The following is a 14,062-nucleotide window of genomic DNA, read 5'->3' as shown; positions in this document are numbered from 1 at the left end:
TCTTATTGCTTCATGGTTTTACGCAACATGTGCACGGTCGATTTCAATGTGACCGCATCCCCCTCTACACGACGCCCCAGAACGGGGTTATCAATGTTGTCCCCTGTCCAGGTTTCTCCATTTACCATGAGTCGCGGCTGAATAAGAAATAGCCGAACCATTTTTTTATCGCTGATATAACTGTAGTCAAACAATTTCCCCAAATAGGGAATATCGCGTAAAAGAGGAATGCCTATATTGTGTTGCTCATCCTGATTGCGGCTATAACCGCCAACTAATAAACTATAGCCAACCGGAACTCGTGCTTCAGTACTGATTTGCGTGTTATTTATCATCGGTAGGTTATCAATGTTCTCTGTAGAACCGTTTAAATCAAGAGGTAATCCTCCATCCTGAATATTCAAAATCATCTCAATTTCACGCTGATATTGGTCGAGGCGTGGCAGTACGCTTATCATGGTACCGTAAGTGATTTTTTCCAATGAACTGGTACGTTCTCCAATCATCTTTGCATAAAAACTACTGTTGTTATCAAACAGGGCTGGTACATTTTCCTGGGTAAGGATCTCTGGTCGAGAAACCACTTGGGCGCTTCCCTTCTGAGCAAGTGCAGAAACATCCGCCAAGAAATGAATGCTATTTTCCTGGGTAAGCGAGCTGGTATTAAACGTTATACCGCCGTTACCAATTTTTGCACTCCCCTGCCAGCGCACACCAAGCTCATTAATATCATTTTTAGAAACATCAATTATCCATAAAGAAAGTTGGATCTGCTGCTTAGGAATATCAATGGCACTGACCAGGTCTTCAACAAAACTGACCTGTCGAGCCGAGCCCTGAACCAGCAAACTATTGGTGTCTGAATAGGCGACGATATTGACAGTGTCTTGCCCTGAAGTGGCGAAATTAACATCACGATCGGGCGTCGTCGCCAGAGGGATTTCGGCGAAACCGGGTAAAGAGCGAAAACTTCCCCCCGGATGAGCTGATGCTGCTGCAAGTGCGTGTTGTCTATCATTATCAACGCTGATATGTGCAGCTGTTGTACGCCTGCCACGATCGTCCTGATTACTGTTTAACAACTGATTAAGCACCGTGGCTACGCCGGGCACGGTGACCGGAGTATCACGCTGTGAAAAAGTACGATCGTTGACAAAACTGTTGTGTAATTTTATCACGCGAATGGTGCTTTCTCCGACCCCCGGTTTGGCATATGTTGCATCGATATACTTCGCCGCAGCGCTAATCAATTCTACATATACCGGCGGGCCGGAAACATAAAAGGAGCCAGCATGGCCATCAGAGCGCAGCGGGAAACGCGGATCATAAAGCCCTGAAGACTTTAAATATGCCAGCAGGCGGTCAAAAGGAGCATAGGATAATCTGACCATGCTACTTTTTATTTCGCTGGCGTCATAAACATAAATTGAGCTACCGTCATCATACCAGATCAGCCCTGTGCGCGAGGCTAACGTTGACAACAGTTCTCCTGGCTTACTGAGATCGAAGTTACCTGAAACTCGCTTTTTCGCTGCTTCCCCGCTAACGACAACAGGCTTATTCATTACCCCCCCGAGAACGTAGAAGAGTTGCTGCACACTGTTGTTGCTTGCGACGTAGGTATTATCAGGTTTATCAGCATTCAGGTGGGTATCACTCCGCACAGCATTGTCGCTAAGCATTCCAGCCAAACTGCTGTTATAAAAAAACACCCCTGACAGAGCAACAAGACTAAAACTAATTTTTCTTACGGCCTGTATCTTCATTAAGAAAACTTTCAATTTTTTTAAATTCCCGTGGGGTTATACCAAAAAGTGATTTGAGTTCACTTGCAAAATGAGATGAAGAGGCATAGCCGTTCATATGGGCGATAACAGCAACCGACTTATTATTATCTATTAACTGTAAAGCACTGCGCGCAGCGCGCCACAGACAAAGTTGTTTTTTAGGGCCGCGAGAAAAAACATCATGGCAAAGATTCCTGAACTGAGATTCAGACACGCCATATGTCTTACACGCGTTATAAATGTTAAGGTTATTGTTTTTTTGCCCTTTACCCATTGCTTGAGATAATAAAAAGTACGCTAGCCAATAGCTTTCAAGATTACGTATAAATGGAGCGATACGCACCAAATTATTTTCTTGCCTATTTAATACTGCATCGGTAAGAATTCTCATGAACCCATCATGACCACCTTCAGTCAGCGATATATGCAGGATGCTGTTTTCAAATACAGCTGGACCATACTCTTTCACACTCCTTTTCTTTATTAAATTAGCAATACTTTTAAAATGATAATCTATAAAGGACAAAAGAATAGCCACCTTTGGGATAGGTAACACCTCAATACTCCATCCCCCATCAACATCTAACTTGGTCTCTTTTATTGATGCGATCAGCGCAGATTGCTTTAATACAGGCAGACCACAAATATTAGTGTCATTTACCTGAAGTTCCAGCACCGCATCCTTTTCGACAGGATTTGCAAATATCAGGCTGTTGCTTACCTCAAGAGTATTATTAGCAACAATTATATTTTTCCTGATAAGCTTATCAACATTGACATTCAGGCTTGCTTTGTAGTGCTCTATCATATTTTCTAATGTCAAATTCATGATAAATTCACACCAACGCCTGTGAGTAAAGATAAATCAGGTCAGAAACGCATAAGCTTTTATATTAGAACAGCAAATATATCTGGGAAAAGCATCTTTTAATAAAAACATAGATGCATTCTCTCAGAAAAAAACACAAGGTCAAGAAAATATTCAACCAATAAAAATATAACAAATATATAATATATTTTTGGTTCTTACGGAACTTTAATAATATATAATTTCCTAAGAGAGAGGGAACCTGACTTTGGATCAAAGTTAAAATGAAGAAGTATTAACTTAAATGTAAATAGGTATGCGTTCGTAAAGAGGTGCGGATATACGTTTATTTAACCAGAATACCTTAATATATTTTATGCATTATTAATAGATACCGATGCCTGACATGATAAATCGCAGTCGTATCTTGGTTAAACCAAATATCCTGCTTATATATGCCGGTGGCCACTTTTATGAATACCATGCCTGAAGAAATGCCGGATACTTTTATGCCAGATAAAATACAGCCTAATTACTCACTGAAAATACTGTTTGGCCCCATGTATGGCTGCGAACTACATCTGACTGCTGACGACTATTTCCTTTTAATCAATCCGGCACTCTCGCTCCAGGATAAAACCATCCCCCTAGAATCCTCCCACCATCATGCAGCCCACTACTCGATTAACACACTTTATATTCCAAGCGATTCTGCATCTCCCAACATCACCTTATACCTCTCGGGAACTTCTGATAGCGACGAATCGCGTCGTTTTCATATTGAAGTGAGCGATGCATCAGGAAGTTATGACTCGATGATAGCAGAAAATCAAGTAGTTACGATTGGGCCCATCCGCTTCGCCCTGAAGCGTAGTGACGAGATATGGTCAGATGAGATTAAAAATTTCAATCAACCCACGGCTTCAAATATTGTGCTGAATGAAAGAAAGTCGGCTGTTTTGCTTAAAAAAAGGAAAATTCGCACCATAATTTCGGCAATTTTTTTAATGGCTACTCTGCTGGCATCAGCATCGTTGATTTGGTTTAGCAAATTTGAGTCACAGCAACGCGTACTCACTCTGAGCGAATCACTCGCCGGGGCACCCTCTCCTCTCTATATTGTTAAAGCTCGGGATAAACAGGATATTTATGTCCTGGCACATAATTTTCAGGAGATGGAGTGGGCTAAAGAAGCCCTCTTCAAGCTGAAGACAAAGCCTGACGTCATCCCTGTTTGGCTTAAAGAACAGAGGTTGACTGTTGTGGCCCGGTTGCAGCATTCAGGTCATCCGGTCATTCAGATTGACTACAGCAAACCGCAAAATCCATTGCTTAGCGTATATCGCCAGCTAAGCAAACTCGAAGAAGCAAGTTTGAAAAATGCAGTATTGCAGTATATCCCCTTTGCACTTGACGTCGGTGTGAAAACCAGGACTAAGAAACAATTACTTCAGGATGCACGCCAGGGACTTGAGCGACTGCATATCCCTTATCGACAGACCACCACCGCTACCGGCTACGGTCTAATTGTCCGTGATGCACTCAGCGATAGCACACTTAGCAGTCTGAAACATCTGATTAACGAATTCAATCATAAATGGGGTAACAGTATAATTAGTTTTTCAATCAATCTTGATGAAAATTGGTTAAAAGATAAGTCTTATCTGGACTCTTCTAACGGCTACCTCTTTATGAACCCACGCCACTGGTATTTTCCACTCAATCATGGGAATTTTTGATTATGGCTTTTTTTGAAACTGAAAGTCCTGCTGCAAAAGGTAATGGTTACTTCTTAGATGAGGTTTCCGAGGGGTTTGAAGCTGGCGCTAAAGATATGATGACAGAACTCAATAAGGCTGAAGAGGCTCTTGAAAAAGATCCTTCAAACCCAGCAGTATTGGCGAGGTATCAGGCAAAATTACAAGAGTACACGCTGTTCCGAAACGCTCAAACCAGCACGGTAAAAGCCTACAAGGATATTGGCGCTGCTATTATCCAAAACTTCCGCTAATTTCAGGGTACGGAATTCCGTACCCTTTCTCATCCAGAGATTATTTATCCATGAGCCAGGCTATAGAAGCTTTACCAAAATTAATAAAATTATCATCGGACAACACTGTACCTGATGACACTTTTTCGGTTACTCTGCAAGATCAAAACTTTAATAACCTTGTATCCAGCAAGTTCAATGAAATTAGTGAAACCAATCTGGAGTTTAAGAATGTGATCAATACATTGCACCAGTCGCCTGAATTTACCAGCGATCCTAATAAGCTGTTAATGTTACAATATTATATTGGTGAATATACTAATTATGTATCCCTTATCAGTACGCTGGCACGAAAAGGAGTCAGTACAATCGAAACGTTGGTAAAGTCTCAATAATGAGAAAATATCATTTCCGGGTCATTATCATTTTACTGACAGTAAGCCTGATCTCTGGCTGTAATAACGAAAAGCTGCTTGAAAACCTTTCTCAAGAGCAAGCTAATCATGTCGTAGCCATATTGCAGCAGCATAATATTTCCGCACATAAAAGTGGCAACTTGAAAGCAGGCTATGCGGTAACCGTCGGGCAGTCCGAAAATACGGCTGCACTTTCCGTTATCAATCAGTATCAGCTGCCGTGGGCGGCGGATGTTCAAATCGGTCAAGCATTCCCCAGTAGTTCTTTGGTTGCTTCACCGAATGCAGAACAGGCCAGGGTACTTTCATTACAGGAGCAAAGGCTGGAACAATCACTGAGGATCATTGCTCAGGTGGTGAATGCTCGTGTGCATTTAAGCTATCCGTCTTACAACAGTGACATCAGCGTAAAAAAGCACAGCGGTCATGTTGCTGTGCTGATTTCATATAAAGGAGAAATCGATGAAGCTATGTTTATACCCCAAATTAAATCACTCATAAAAAACAGTTTAGATGATGTATTTTATGAAAATATATCTGTTGTGCTATTCCCGGCCCCGATGATTCAGTACTCATCACCGGTAAAGGCCCCGGTCAGTAGTGTCGATAAATGGCTAATTCTGCTGACGGTGATGACTTTCTGTGCAATAGCGACAGGAGGATATTTATTTTACCAGGCCAGTCGTCGTCCTGTTAAACATAACTCGACTCCCTGCCAAAAAGAAGAAGTGATAAATGAAGCATGACGCCGAGCGGGTCATGAGGATCCTGTATGCCCCCTCATGCTATACCGACCACAGTCATTTACCCGACGGCATAGCGTCGGGTGACATGTTTAATGATGTGCTGGTAAATTACTGGATACTGACACATTTTCAACTTGAAAATGTGGATAAAAACTGGGAGCCATCTGACATCATATCTTCGCTGGTAGTCGCACATTGGTATCAGTTGCCTCGCGTGGCTCATCTGCTTGGTGGTTACTTATTACGTAACAGGTTACCAGACCACGGAGCGACACTAATGGCCGATCCGCAGCTTCTCGCATTTATCTCTCTTCCACTTATTCACCATGTTGCCCTCGATAATGCGGAGCAAGGAGTTGATACACTTGCCTGGGGAGCCGCCTTCATACTCAGTTTGGCATCGGTTCTCCCCCCAGCGATTAAACAGCGTATTCTGTTAAGCCTTCCTTCCGATATTAATTTGCCCAAAATCAATGCTGCAGTTGCACCTAATCATATTAATTTACTCAGAATAGCAGCCACTTATGCGAAAAATTATCAGTGATGAATTACCCAAAGATTCTCATAAACATATCTTGATAAAATCCAGGGAGCGCAATCGCCACCGTAGTATGGCAATTGCCCTTGAGAAAACATTCAATCGTTGTAGCGAAATTTATGCCGAATATGAGTTACATACTGCTGAACTCATAGAGCACTGCAAAAAAGAGGGCTTCGCCACAGGATTCAAACTTTTCTTTTCTCAATTGGTGACGATGCTCGATAACTATGAGAAGATCCAAGAATCCCGGATGCAATCACTTAATGAAAATTTGTACAATGCGCTCAAGTCGTCGCTACACGACACGGTTATTGTTGAGCGAATAATTCATCATCTACAGGAGAAATGTGGTCACCAGAAACCATTAAAGATCATCATACCTGAATCAGTTCATCTGCAAGAGAATACTGATATTTCTCATTATCTGTTCTGTGAAGAAAACCATATAACCGTACAGAATGGTGTAGACTCGATACGCTTTCCCAGTGATTCTCTGTGTCGACAATGGCTGTCTGAAGCCGAGGCAGAAATGGTTACACTTAACCATGAAATTGGGGATCTAATACCAGATTTACTGGATGATATTGCCGTACAGCTGACGGAGTTAAGAAAAAAAGACCCACGTATAAAATAAATATTGATCTAAGGAGCAGTAAATGAGCAAAGTTAATACACATATGACGGCTTACGAACATAAACTAAAAAACCTTGATGAGACGAGTGAATTAAATTTCGACAATCGCGTTCTACAGTTTATTCGTGAGAATAGACCGGAAGGAACACTCAATGATCTTATCACTAAGCTCAAGTCCCTCGATCCTGATAATGCTTATTCATTACAACAACTAAATAAGGCCCTGCTTTACACTGATACCACGCTGCGAGGCGACCCGAATTTTCGGGATTATACTAAAGATACGCTCGACAAAAATACCTCTCAGATGTTAGGGGTGAACATGATGGTCAACAGCATGATGATGAAGTGGATTTCATCCCCTGATGACAAGGACGATGACAATAGTTTTCTTTGAACTCCCCCCGTATTTCACTCTTCCATTTAGCTTCTGATCCGGATATAAACCGGAAATCTTTTCCACGTGTACTAAAATTATAATTACTTTTATTTTCACATTAGCAATCCGGCTTTCCCCGTTAGATTTAACTCAACAGACTGGCTGTATTAGCGAAGCGGCAACATGCTTTAAATAAACTATTGATTGATTAAAACCATCATCTGGCAAGAGTCGACGAATCAAAAGAACGTCATTAACAGAAAAAATACCACGGTTGAGGTTGGAATGATGCAAATCAATAGTATCCATTTCAAGTCTCTAAAAAAAGATGGGGGTCACGGAGCAAACACTGCGTGTAAATAGTTGTGTACATGTTTTTTCCGGAGTATGGGTACTCACGTTATAGTTACACAGAATTAAAGGTGATCGCTCAGGCGGTCACCGAACTCGATAATAAAGCGACTCATGGCCAGTCGCCAGTTCTGGATCGGTATATTCCATTTTTTTAACGGACTCCGGCTTCGTACAGAACCGACATTCTACAGCAACCGTCGTCACAGCCCCCCCGACAAAATGAGCATTTTACTTAGACATCAATGCGTTGAATACTTGACCGATTTTCACGGCAATGCGCACGCCAGGTTTAACAACTACATCATTTCCAATGTACGCCGCACTTCCTTTTTCCCTTTCCTTTCACGCGCTCCTGTAATGATTTTTCCATCAGTACTCTTAAGGTCCATACTTGCCTCACATTGACTGTTTAATTAACAATACACCGTAAATAAGAATCAGGATGAAAATGAACGTTTTTAACTTTTGATGGTTAACGTAAGGCGTAACCAGTATGCGAGAAATAAAATAAGCGGGGACTGCGATTAGTGAATAGATGACGGGCGTAATGCTCACGCCGTGAGTGGAATAAAAGGCAAGCTGGATGGCTCCCAGTGACAGATATCCACCGGAAATAAATCGCCTGGCCTCTGAACTTTCGGCATATCTGGCAGTTCCCGTCAGTGACAGCAGTGAGCCTCCAAGGCTGGATACGGAATGGATCACGCCGATAGCTATATTGGTAACACCGGGTTTAATATTGAGCGTTCTCAGAAAGCGTTCTCTGAGTGCCGGCATAAAACCCACCATCCCGGTAAGAATCAGTATTATTCCTGCGGTCAGTTTGCTAAAGCTGAGGCCGATGACCAAGTTCAGATAAAAAAGAAAAGCAGTGTAAATGACAGAAATGCTTGTATAAGACACAAGATCTGCTCGCCGGTAGTTGCTACGTTCAACAAAGACCTGGAATACGTTGATGATAAGCGAGCCGGGCAGACAGATCGAAAGCGCATGATCAAATGGGTATCCGCTCAGGATAAGCGTCGGGAGGCCTATCATGATAAGTCCTACTCCCACAACGGACTGACACAGCGCGCAGAGGATGACGACTGCGTTAAGATAAAGCGTTTCATGACTCAGCATCGTTGATTTACCCTCTTAAGAAGCCACACGTCTTCTTTTTTTACGAAATGTGTGACTGAACAGTTATCTATCTGAGTGCAAAATGAATCTGAGCCGCAGTGGAGGCGCAGAATGGTTTTAATTACACCACCATGGGTGAATATCATTACGCGGTTGTGAGCGGCGAGAATAGTACTGAGCGCTGACTTAATTCCGGCCTTGAAATCCAGATATTCACTGCACACTTTTCCGTTTGCTACCGGATAAAAGTCTTCCGGCAGGTTCAGACAACCACGGACATGGAAGGAAGCCTCCCTGAAGTTTCTGTCAAAAGAAACGGAGCTGAACAGGCAAGGAGGTAAAGCCAGTCTGCTGGTTTCAACTGCCCTGTGGAGCGGGCTGCTTATTAAATGAAAATCTGCTACGTCGGTATAGGCTGCAAGCGTGTTGTAGAGTTTTCCCGCTTCCGTAAAACCCTTCCCGGTCAGGTGGCTGTTTCTGTCGCGGGTTGTGCCGGCCTGCCATTCAGAATGTCCGTGCCGGATAAGAATGAGTTCTTTCTTCATGTTTATTTCGCCTTCTCTCCATGAAAAATTCCATTACTTCATTGGTTTCCCAGAGGGCATCATGATCTGATGCTGACAGGTGCAGGCCATTTGTGGTTGGGGTATACCAGCGGCACTGACTGAGGTGTGAACGGATCCCACTGCCCTGGCCACCAGTCTGCGTCGGCGCCCCCTGAAACAGGGGTTTAATCTCCGCCCACGGCCGAGCACCATTTCTGCTAATGATAAAGAGGTGCGCAGAGCCTTGGCTTTCGATAAAAAGGCGTCTCTGATAGGGGCAAAAGGGATTAACTACACGGAGGTCATCCTTCTGCAGGTAGTAATTATCTTCACCGGTCCGCAACGCAGGATTCTGCGGGGAGATCCATTCATGAAACAGTTGCTCTTCGTCTGCACCGGAGGCTGTTTTCAGGTAGGCATATCCACCGATAACCTTTCCTGACAGTGGCTGGCGTGCATTTTTCAGGAGCTTGGAGTAAACACGATCAAAGAGGGCCTCCTTTTCATCGTGCGCGAGCACCTCACAATCGGCCTCGATGGACAGGCCGTATGCATCAAGATAGTGCCGGATAACCGGAAAATACCGTGCGCGATCTTCAGGCGTGAACTCAGGTTTTAAGAACATCAGTGCACGGTCAGACATGTTTTTCTCCCTTGCTCAGCCGTGAGGTCCTGTTACGGCTTCCGTTCAGAACCAGCAGGCAGATGACTGATGCCAGGAACAGCGCAGTAACCGGCAACGAAGCAGTACCGAAGTGCAGCGGCAGGAGTGGCCCGAGTGTTGCGCCCAGGCTTCCTGAAACCAAGTAACCAGCTTTAACAAGATCAAACTCTTCGGATGCGAAATGACGGATAAAGAAACCAAATACAACCCCTTCAATTAGGCCCAGTACGAGGATTATCCCTGCAGCGGCAGTCAGCCCACTTGTAGAAGAGAAGATGGTTTGTAGCCAGAGCACGACGATAAGTAAGGCAAAATAAAATGTGGCGTTTATTCTGCCGGATGAAACCAAAATATTTGAAAGGATTATGCCCGCACCATTAACCATCATCATCCAGTAAAGAGGATTACTTTTAGGGTTTGCAAGAGAATAAGAAAAAAGAAAGTTGTTATACACAAAGGTAAAAAGAAAGAATGGAATGGCGATAAGCCCAATTTTACCCAGAATTACAATCTGTGGTTTCCTGGCATTCCCGGCGGCAGAATTATTAACTTTCACGGATTGCATTATTTTCCTGTTAACGATAAGCAGGCATGCGAAGAGCATCAGCGATGGCATATTAAATGCGAACGAATCCGGAATATCACACGCGGCGATTCCGTTTGAAAAAGCAAACCCCAATGCGTACACCAGCCCCCACATACACATGACAAGTTCAGTTTTATCCTGACGGGCATAGCGGGTTAATGCAACCGGATAGAAATTCATTATATAGGCAAAGACGAATCCTTCGAGTACGCGCTGTAACAGCATTGCCACGTAAATATCGCGATAAAAATAGCTTATTACAAAAGCCGTCACCTGGAATATTAAAACTATCACATGCAGCCTAAACAGTTTCTCCCTGACCGATGGAAATGAAAGCATCATCAGGCCAAAAGCAAGTCCACATAGATTAGACAGGGAAAAAATAAAAGCAACTTCACGCGTGTGATAACCATACGTCAGGTGTAAATAATTACTCAGGGACTGATATTTTGCCCCATTCATGACTGCCAAAATGGCTGTAATAAATATTGCTGGAAGCACGTGATACCCCACAAATAAATTTTCAGTATTTCCCTAACAGCTTCTTGCCACGCTGGTATTTGATGTCATAAATAACGTGCGTATCAAAGCGTTTAATCAGGGAGTCGCGAAGGGCTTCTATCACTTCAACAACCCGGGGGTCGCCTTTGATTTCGTCCAAAATCCGCGGATAAAGCGATAGCTCGACCTCACGGAAACTTTTCCAGTTAGCAAGATCGTCAGCATCCTTGCCCGAGCGGAAATCAAAAACGGAAGAACGGTCGATGGAACACCTGAGGACGTCATGGCCGTCTATGAGCACATAAAATGTGGTGCGGTGTCCCTTCAGTACCAGCGCAGGGCTCAGGTTATCTGGCGAAATCCCTGTTGCAAGCTTGAGGAAGGTGCCGGGCTGATCAGCATCGCTGCGGGTGATAAGTTTTTTAACGATGCTCACTGCAGCGTTACCGCTGGGGTCATTCTGAATCGTCGCTTTTTCCTCTCCCTCAAATACATGACGCCTGTCCAGCCGGTTACCGGTCGCATCTTCAGGCATCTTGAAGGCACAGAAGGCATGGGTAAGTTTGCTGCAGGAGGTTCTAAGCAATGCGCCAGTGGGGAGAATGTCGTATTCGGGAGTATCATAATATATGGCTGTATTCAGAGGAGGAGAGGCCCTTACCCAGTCGCGCTCTTTGAATTCAACCGAAGGAAACCGGCTTTTCAGTTCATGGGGAACTTCATCAAGCCATTTATAGTACTGTGCATCATCAATATGATCTGCAAATACTTTTACTGCGAGTTGACGAAAGATATTATATTCGCCGTGCTTTTCATGAATTGAACCTTCGATATCAACAATAAGACTCATTATTTCTCCTTAAATTTTATCCAGAGTATATACTAACAATTCACGCAATTCATTTGGGGTATACATCGGAACGTTTGATACCATTCCTTCCCGGGGGTAAAAAGTGTTATACGTGTGGGTGTAGTTTCTTTTCCTCGGCCCTCTTACAAGAAATGAAATGATAGGTTCATCACCTTCAGGAAACACAATGCGGTGAATTTCTTCATTGTGCATGGTATATACCTGACCGCGGCTTACTTTTTTTTCTGCAATCTCATCGAGATATACGTCTTCTTCAAAAAAACAGTCATGAATATTTCCTGTATTAGAAGGGAGGTATTTATATTTCTGAAACCTGACCTTTGTGATCGATTTATCTTTGGACTCCTGAACAATTTCATGGACCTGTTCACCGCAGAGGACATAGGATGAAAAACTGAACCGATGGTCATGAATGAGTTCCTGACTTATTTCGCTTTCGGTAAATGGCGGTTTCCATATATGCAGCGTAAGCCTGCAGTTATCCTGATTTTCATCATTAATCAGGACGATTTTAGAGAAGTGATTAACATGCTTGTAAGAATTTGAGGAAACTTCATTAAGGTACTCATTGTCATTCAGAACTTCAAAAATGATGGCAGGTAGTAGCTTTTCGTCTCGTATAAATTCAAGGAACCGGGATGACTCATCAAAAAAATTTTTTTCATCATTCAGGTAGTTATTAAGTGTGACAAAGCGCTTTTTAACTTCCTGTGTTGCAGGACATGACCGTAATGTTTCTTGCATAAATTATCCTTAAAATACGAAATAACATTTTATCAGGTACTTGCGCTGACTACCTCTTGATACTCGGCAGGATATGGCATGTTAAATTAAACTTCACTTGCGTTCCGTGCGTCTTCTTTTTTATATAACCCCCGCGCAATGTAAATCAACGCAATGGATGTTTCAATGTATTTCAAATATAAACATATTGTAACTAATTTTTTTAATGCATTGATATATAACATATAAAAATGATAAATATAAGTTAAATTTATGAGAGAGGTTTGGGTGGTGGTTTACTTTTTTATTAAAAATCAATATTTTTCTTTTTTTTACCAAGATGACGTGATTTATGATATTAATCTTTATTGTGTTGAGTGGCTATTAGCCTGCTAGTTTTTATGCTGGCATTTTTTATATTGGCAGTGCTTTACGTGGGATTATGACTCGAACGATAGCTTTTTACAGGCGATTACTTTTTACGGATTAATACTGTGACATAAATCTAAAAATAACATTTATCTGTCTATCTATTTTTTTAAGGATTTATATATATGGTGATAAACGTTTTTGCTATATACCATTGGAGGGCTTAATAAGGAGAAAGCGATGCGTGCACAGAAAAGATGTCTCGGTTACGTGGCGGTGGTAGTGGATGATTATGACAGAGCTATCAGTTATTACACTGACAAACTCGGATTTACCCTCGTGGAAGATACGCCCCAGCCCTGCAAGCGCTGGGTTGTAGTTACCCCTGCGCCCGGCAGTGACTGTAATCTGCTGCTTGCCCTGGCTTCTAATGAGCGTCAGACCGGATTCATCGGCGATCAGGCCGGAGGCCGCGTTTTCCTGTTCCTGCAGACGGACGACTTCTGGCGCGATTATACGGCCATGAAGGAAAAAGGCGTGCATTTCTGTGAAGAACCGCGTGAGGAAGAGTACGGAATCGTCGTGGTGTTTGAGGATCTCTACGGTAACCGGTGGGACCTTTTCCAGAACGGAACCAGCTGACTCATCCTTTCCTCTTCGCGCCAGATATTCGCCGCGAAGAGGGCTCTGTCCCCGTTTCCGGGCATTTATTCTTTGCCAGTAATCCTGACATTATTGTAGTGCAAACAGGCTGAATTGACCCTGTCATTTACCGGGTATCCAGCCCACGACTATTGAGAACGATCATATTCCCTGCATGTTGCATTTTCACCATTATCACTCACCATCCCATCTACGCTTTTTGGTGCGTCCACTTTTTGATCGAAGATCCCGGTTTTTTTCCTGTCTGCATTCATTGCTCCCTTTTTTAGCTGACGTAAGTGACAGCTAATATCCCCCCTGAATCATTTCTACCGTTTTTTTACGCCAGACTCGCCTTGACACTGGCCCAAAATCAGTGAAGTC

The 14,062-nt window shown here is 43.1% G+C and carries 17 protein-coding genes; 9 read left to right on the top strand and 8 right to left on the bottom strand.

Annotated elements, in window-relative coordinates:
- Positions 1-2: 2 nt before the first annotated feature.
- Both sctC and EPIR_RS04115 read right to left on the bottom strand, forming a co-directional pair.
- Positions 3-1,766 carry a type III secretion system outer membrane ring subunit SctC gene (sctC, locus tag EPIR_RS04120; RefSeq protein ID WP_023654046.1) on the bottom strand — a complete coding sequence of 588 codons (1,764 nt, stop codon included), beginning with the start codon at positions 1,764-1,766 and terminating at the stop codon, positions 3-5.
- Entirely contained in the window at positions 1,738-2,616 is an 879-nt protein-coding gene (locus EPIR_RS04115) for a helix-turn-helix domain-containing protein (protein ID WP_023654045.1), read from the bottom strand. The genes sctC and EPIR_RS04115 overlap by 29 nt, the downstream gene beginning before the upstream one ends.
- A gap of 452 nt (positions 2,617-3,068) precedes the next feature.
- Here EPIR_RS04115 and EPIR_RS04110 point away from each other — a divergent pair, with 452 nt between their 5' ends.
- The 8 genes from EPIR_RS04110 to EPIR_RS19010 all read left to right on the top strand — a co-directional run bounded on the left by EPIR_RS04110 (position 3,069) and on the right by EPIR_RS19010 (position 7,664).
- Positions 3,069-4,334 (top strand): PrgH/EprH family type III secretion apparatus protein, encoded by a 1,266-nt coding sequence (locus EPIR_RS04110; protein ID WP_023654044.1) that lies wholly within the window; start codon positions 3,069-3,071, stop codon positions 4,332-4,334.
- A 2-nt stretch (positions 4,335-4,336) separates the two neighbouring features.
- Positions 4,337-4,606, top strand: coding sequence for a type III secretion system needle filament subunit SctF (sctF, locus tag EPIR_RS04105; RefSeq protein ID WP_023654043.1), 270 nt, complete (start codon positions 4,337-4,339; stop codon positions 4,604-4,606).
- Between the two features lie 50 nt (positions 4,607-4,656).
- Positions 4,657-4,980 carry a type III secretion system inner rod subunit SctI gene (sctI, locus tag EPIR_RS04100; protein WP_023654042.1) on the top strand — a complete coding sequence of 108 codons (324 nt, stop codon included), beginning with the start codon at positions 4,657-4,659 and terminating at the stop codon, positions 4,978-4,980.
- Positions 4,980-5,747, top strand: coding sequence for a type III secretion system inner membrane ring lipoprotein SctJ (gene sctJ, locus EPIR_RS04095; RefSeq protein WP_023654041.1), 768 nt, complete (start codon positions 4,980-4,982; stop codon positions 5,745-5,747). Before sctI ends, sctJ begins: the two co-directional genes overlap by 1 nt.
- Positions 5,737-6,291: a type III secretion system protein gene (locus EPIR_RS04090; RefSeq protein WP_023654040.1), complete on the top strand. Its 555-nt coding sequence runs from the start codon at positions 5,737-5,739 to the stop codon at positions 6,289-6,291. Before sctJ ends, EPIR_RS04090 begins: the two co-directional genes overlap by 11 nt.
- A complete protein-coding gene (locus EPIR_RS04085; protein ID WP_023654039.1) occupies positions 6,272-6,922 on the top strand; it encodes a hypothetical protein in 651 nt (216 codons plus the stop codon). The genes EPIR_RS04090 and EPIR_RS04085 overlap by 20 nt, the downstream gene beginning before the upstream one ends.
- Positions 6,923-6,944: 22 nt before the next feature.
- Positions 6,945-7,319 carry a hypothetical protein gene (locus EPIR_RS04080; RefSeq protein WP_023654038.1) on the top strand — a complete coding sequence of 125 codons (375 nt, stop codon included), beginning with the start codon at positions 6,945-6,947 and terminating at the stop codon, positions 7,317-7,319.
- A gap of 186 nt (positions 7,320-7,505) precedes the next feature.
- Positions 7,506-7,664, top strand: a complete 159-nt coding sequence (locus EPIR_RS19010) for a transglycosylase SLT domain-containing protein (RefSeq protein WP_240987342.1) — start codon at positions 7,506-7,508, stop codon at positions 7,662-7,664.
- Between the two features lie 387 nt (positions 7,665-8,051).
- Here the strand turns inward: EPIR_RS19010 and EPIR_RS04075 are convergent, their stop codons facing one another.
- The 6 genes from EPIR_RS04075 to EPIR_RS04050 are packed head-to-tail and all read right to left on the bottom strand — an operon-like array spanning position 8,052 to position 12,688.
- The gene (locus EPIR_RS04075; RefSeq protein WP_023654037.1) at positions 8,052-8,777 is read right to left on the bottom strand and encodes a hypothetical protein; all 726 of its coding nucleotides are present in this window, start codon (positions 8,775-8,777) and stop codon (positions 8,052-8,054) included.
- A complete protein-coding gene (locus tag EPIR_RS04070; RefSeq protein WP_048696902.1) occupies positions 8,771-9,322 on the bottom strand; it encodes a histidine phosphatase family protein in 552 nt (183 codons plus the stop codon). The genes EPIR_RS04075 and EPIR_RS04070 overlap by 7 nt, the downstream gene beginning before the upstream one ends.
- A complete protein-coding gene (locus EPIR_RS04065; RefSeq protein WP_023654036.1) occupies positions 9,282-9,965 on the bottom strand; it encodes a hypothetical protein in 684 nt (227 codons plus the stop codon). Before EPIR_RS04065 ends, EPIR_RS04070 begins: the two co-directional genes overlap by 41 nt.
- On the bottom strand, positions 9,958-11,073 hold the full coding sequence (locus EPIR_RS04060; RefSeq protein ID WP_023654035.1) for a hypothetical protein: 1,116 nt from the start codon (positions 11,071-11,073) through the stop codon (positions 9,958-9,960). Before EPIR_RS04060 ends, EPIR_RS04065 begins: the two co-directional genes overlap by 8 nt.
- Before the next feature lie 22 nt (positions 11,074-11,095).
- Positions 11,096-11,923 (bottom strand): hypothetical protein, encoded by an 828-nt coding sequence (locus EPIR_RS04055; protein ID WP_023654034.1) that lies wholly within the window; start codon positions 11,921-11,923, stop codon positions 11,096-11,098.
- A 9-nt stretch (positions 11,924-11,932) separates the two neighbouring features.
- A complete protein-coding gene (locus EPIR_RS04050) occupies positions 11,933-12,688 on the bottom strand; it encodes a hypothetical protein (RefSeq protein WP_023654033.1) in 756 nt (251 codons plus the stop codon).
- Positions 12,689-13,276: 588 nt separating this feature from the next.
- Here EPIR_RS04050 and EPIR_RS04045 point away from each other — a divergent pair.
- Positions 13,277-13,678, top strand: coding sequence for a VOC family protein (locus EPIR_RS04045; RefSeq protein ID WP_048696896.1), 402 nt, complete (start codon positions 13,277-13,279; stop codon positions 13,676-13,678).
- Positions 13,679-14,062 lie beyond the last annotated feature (384 nt).

This window comes from Erwinia piriflorinigrans CFBP 5888 (genome assembly GCF_001050515.1).
In the GTDB taxonomy this organism is placed as follows: Bacteria; Pseudomonadota; Gammaproteobacteria; order Enterobacterales; family Enterobacteriaceae; genus Erwinia; species Erwinia piriflorinigrans.
The sequence above is the reverse complement of the archived record's forward strand: the minus strand, read 5'-3'. Positions and strand labels throughout refer to the sequence as shown.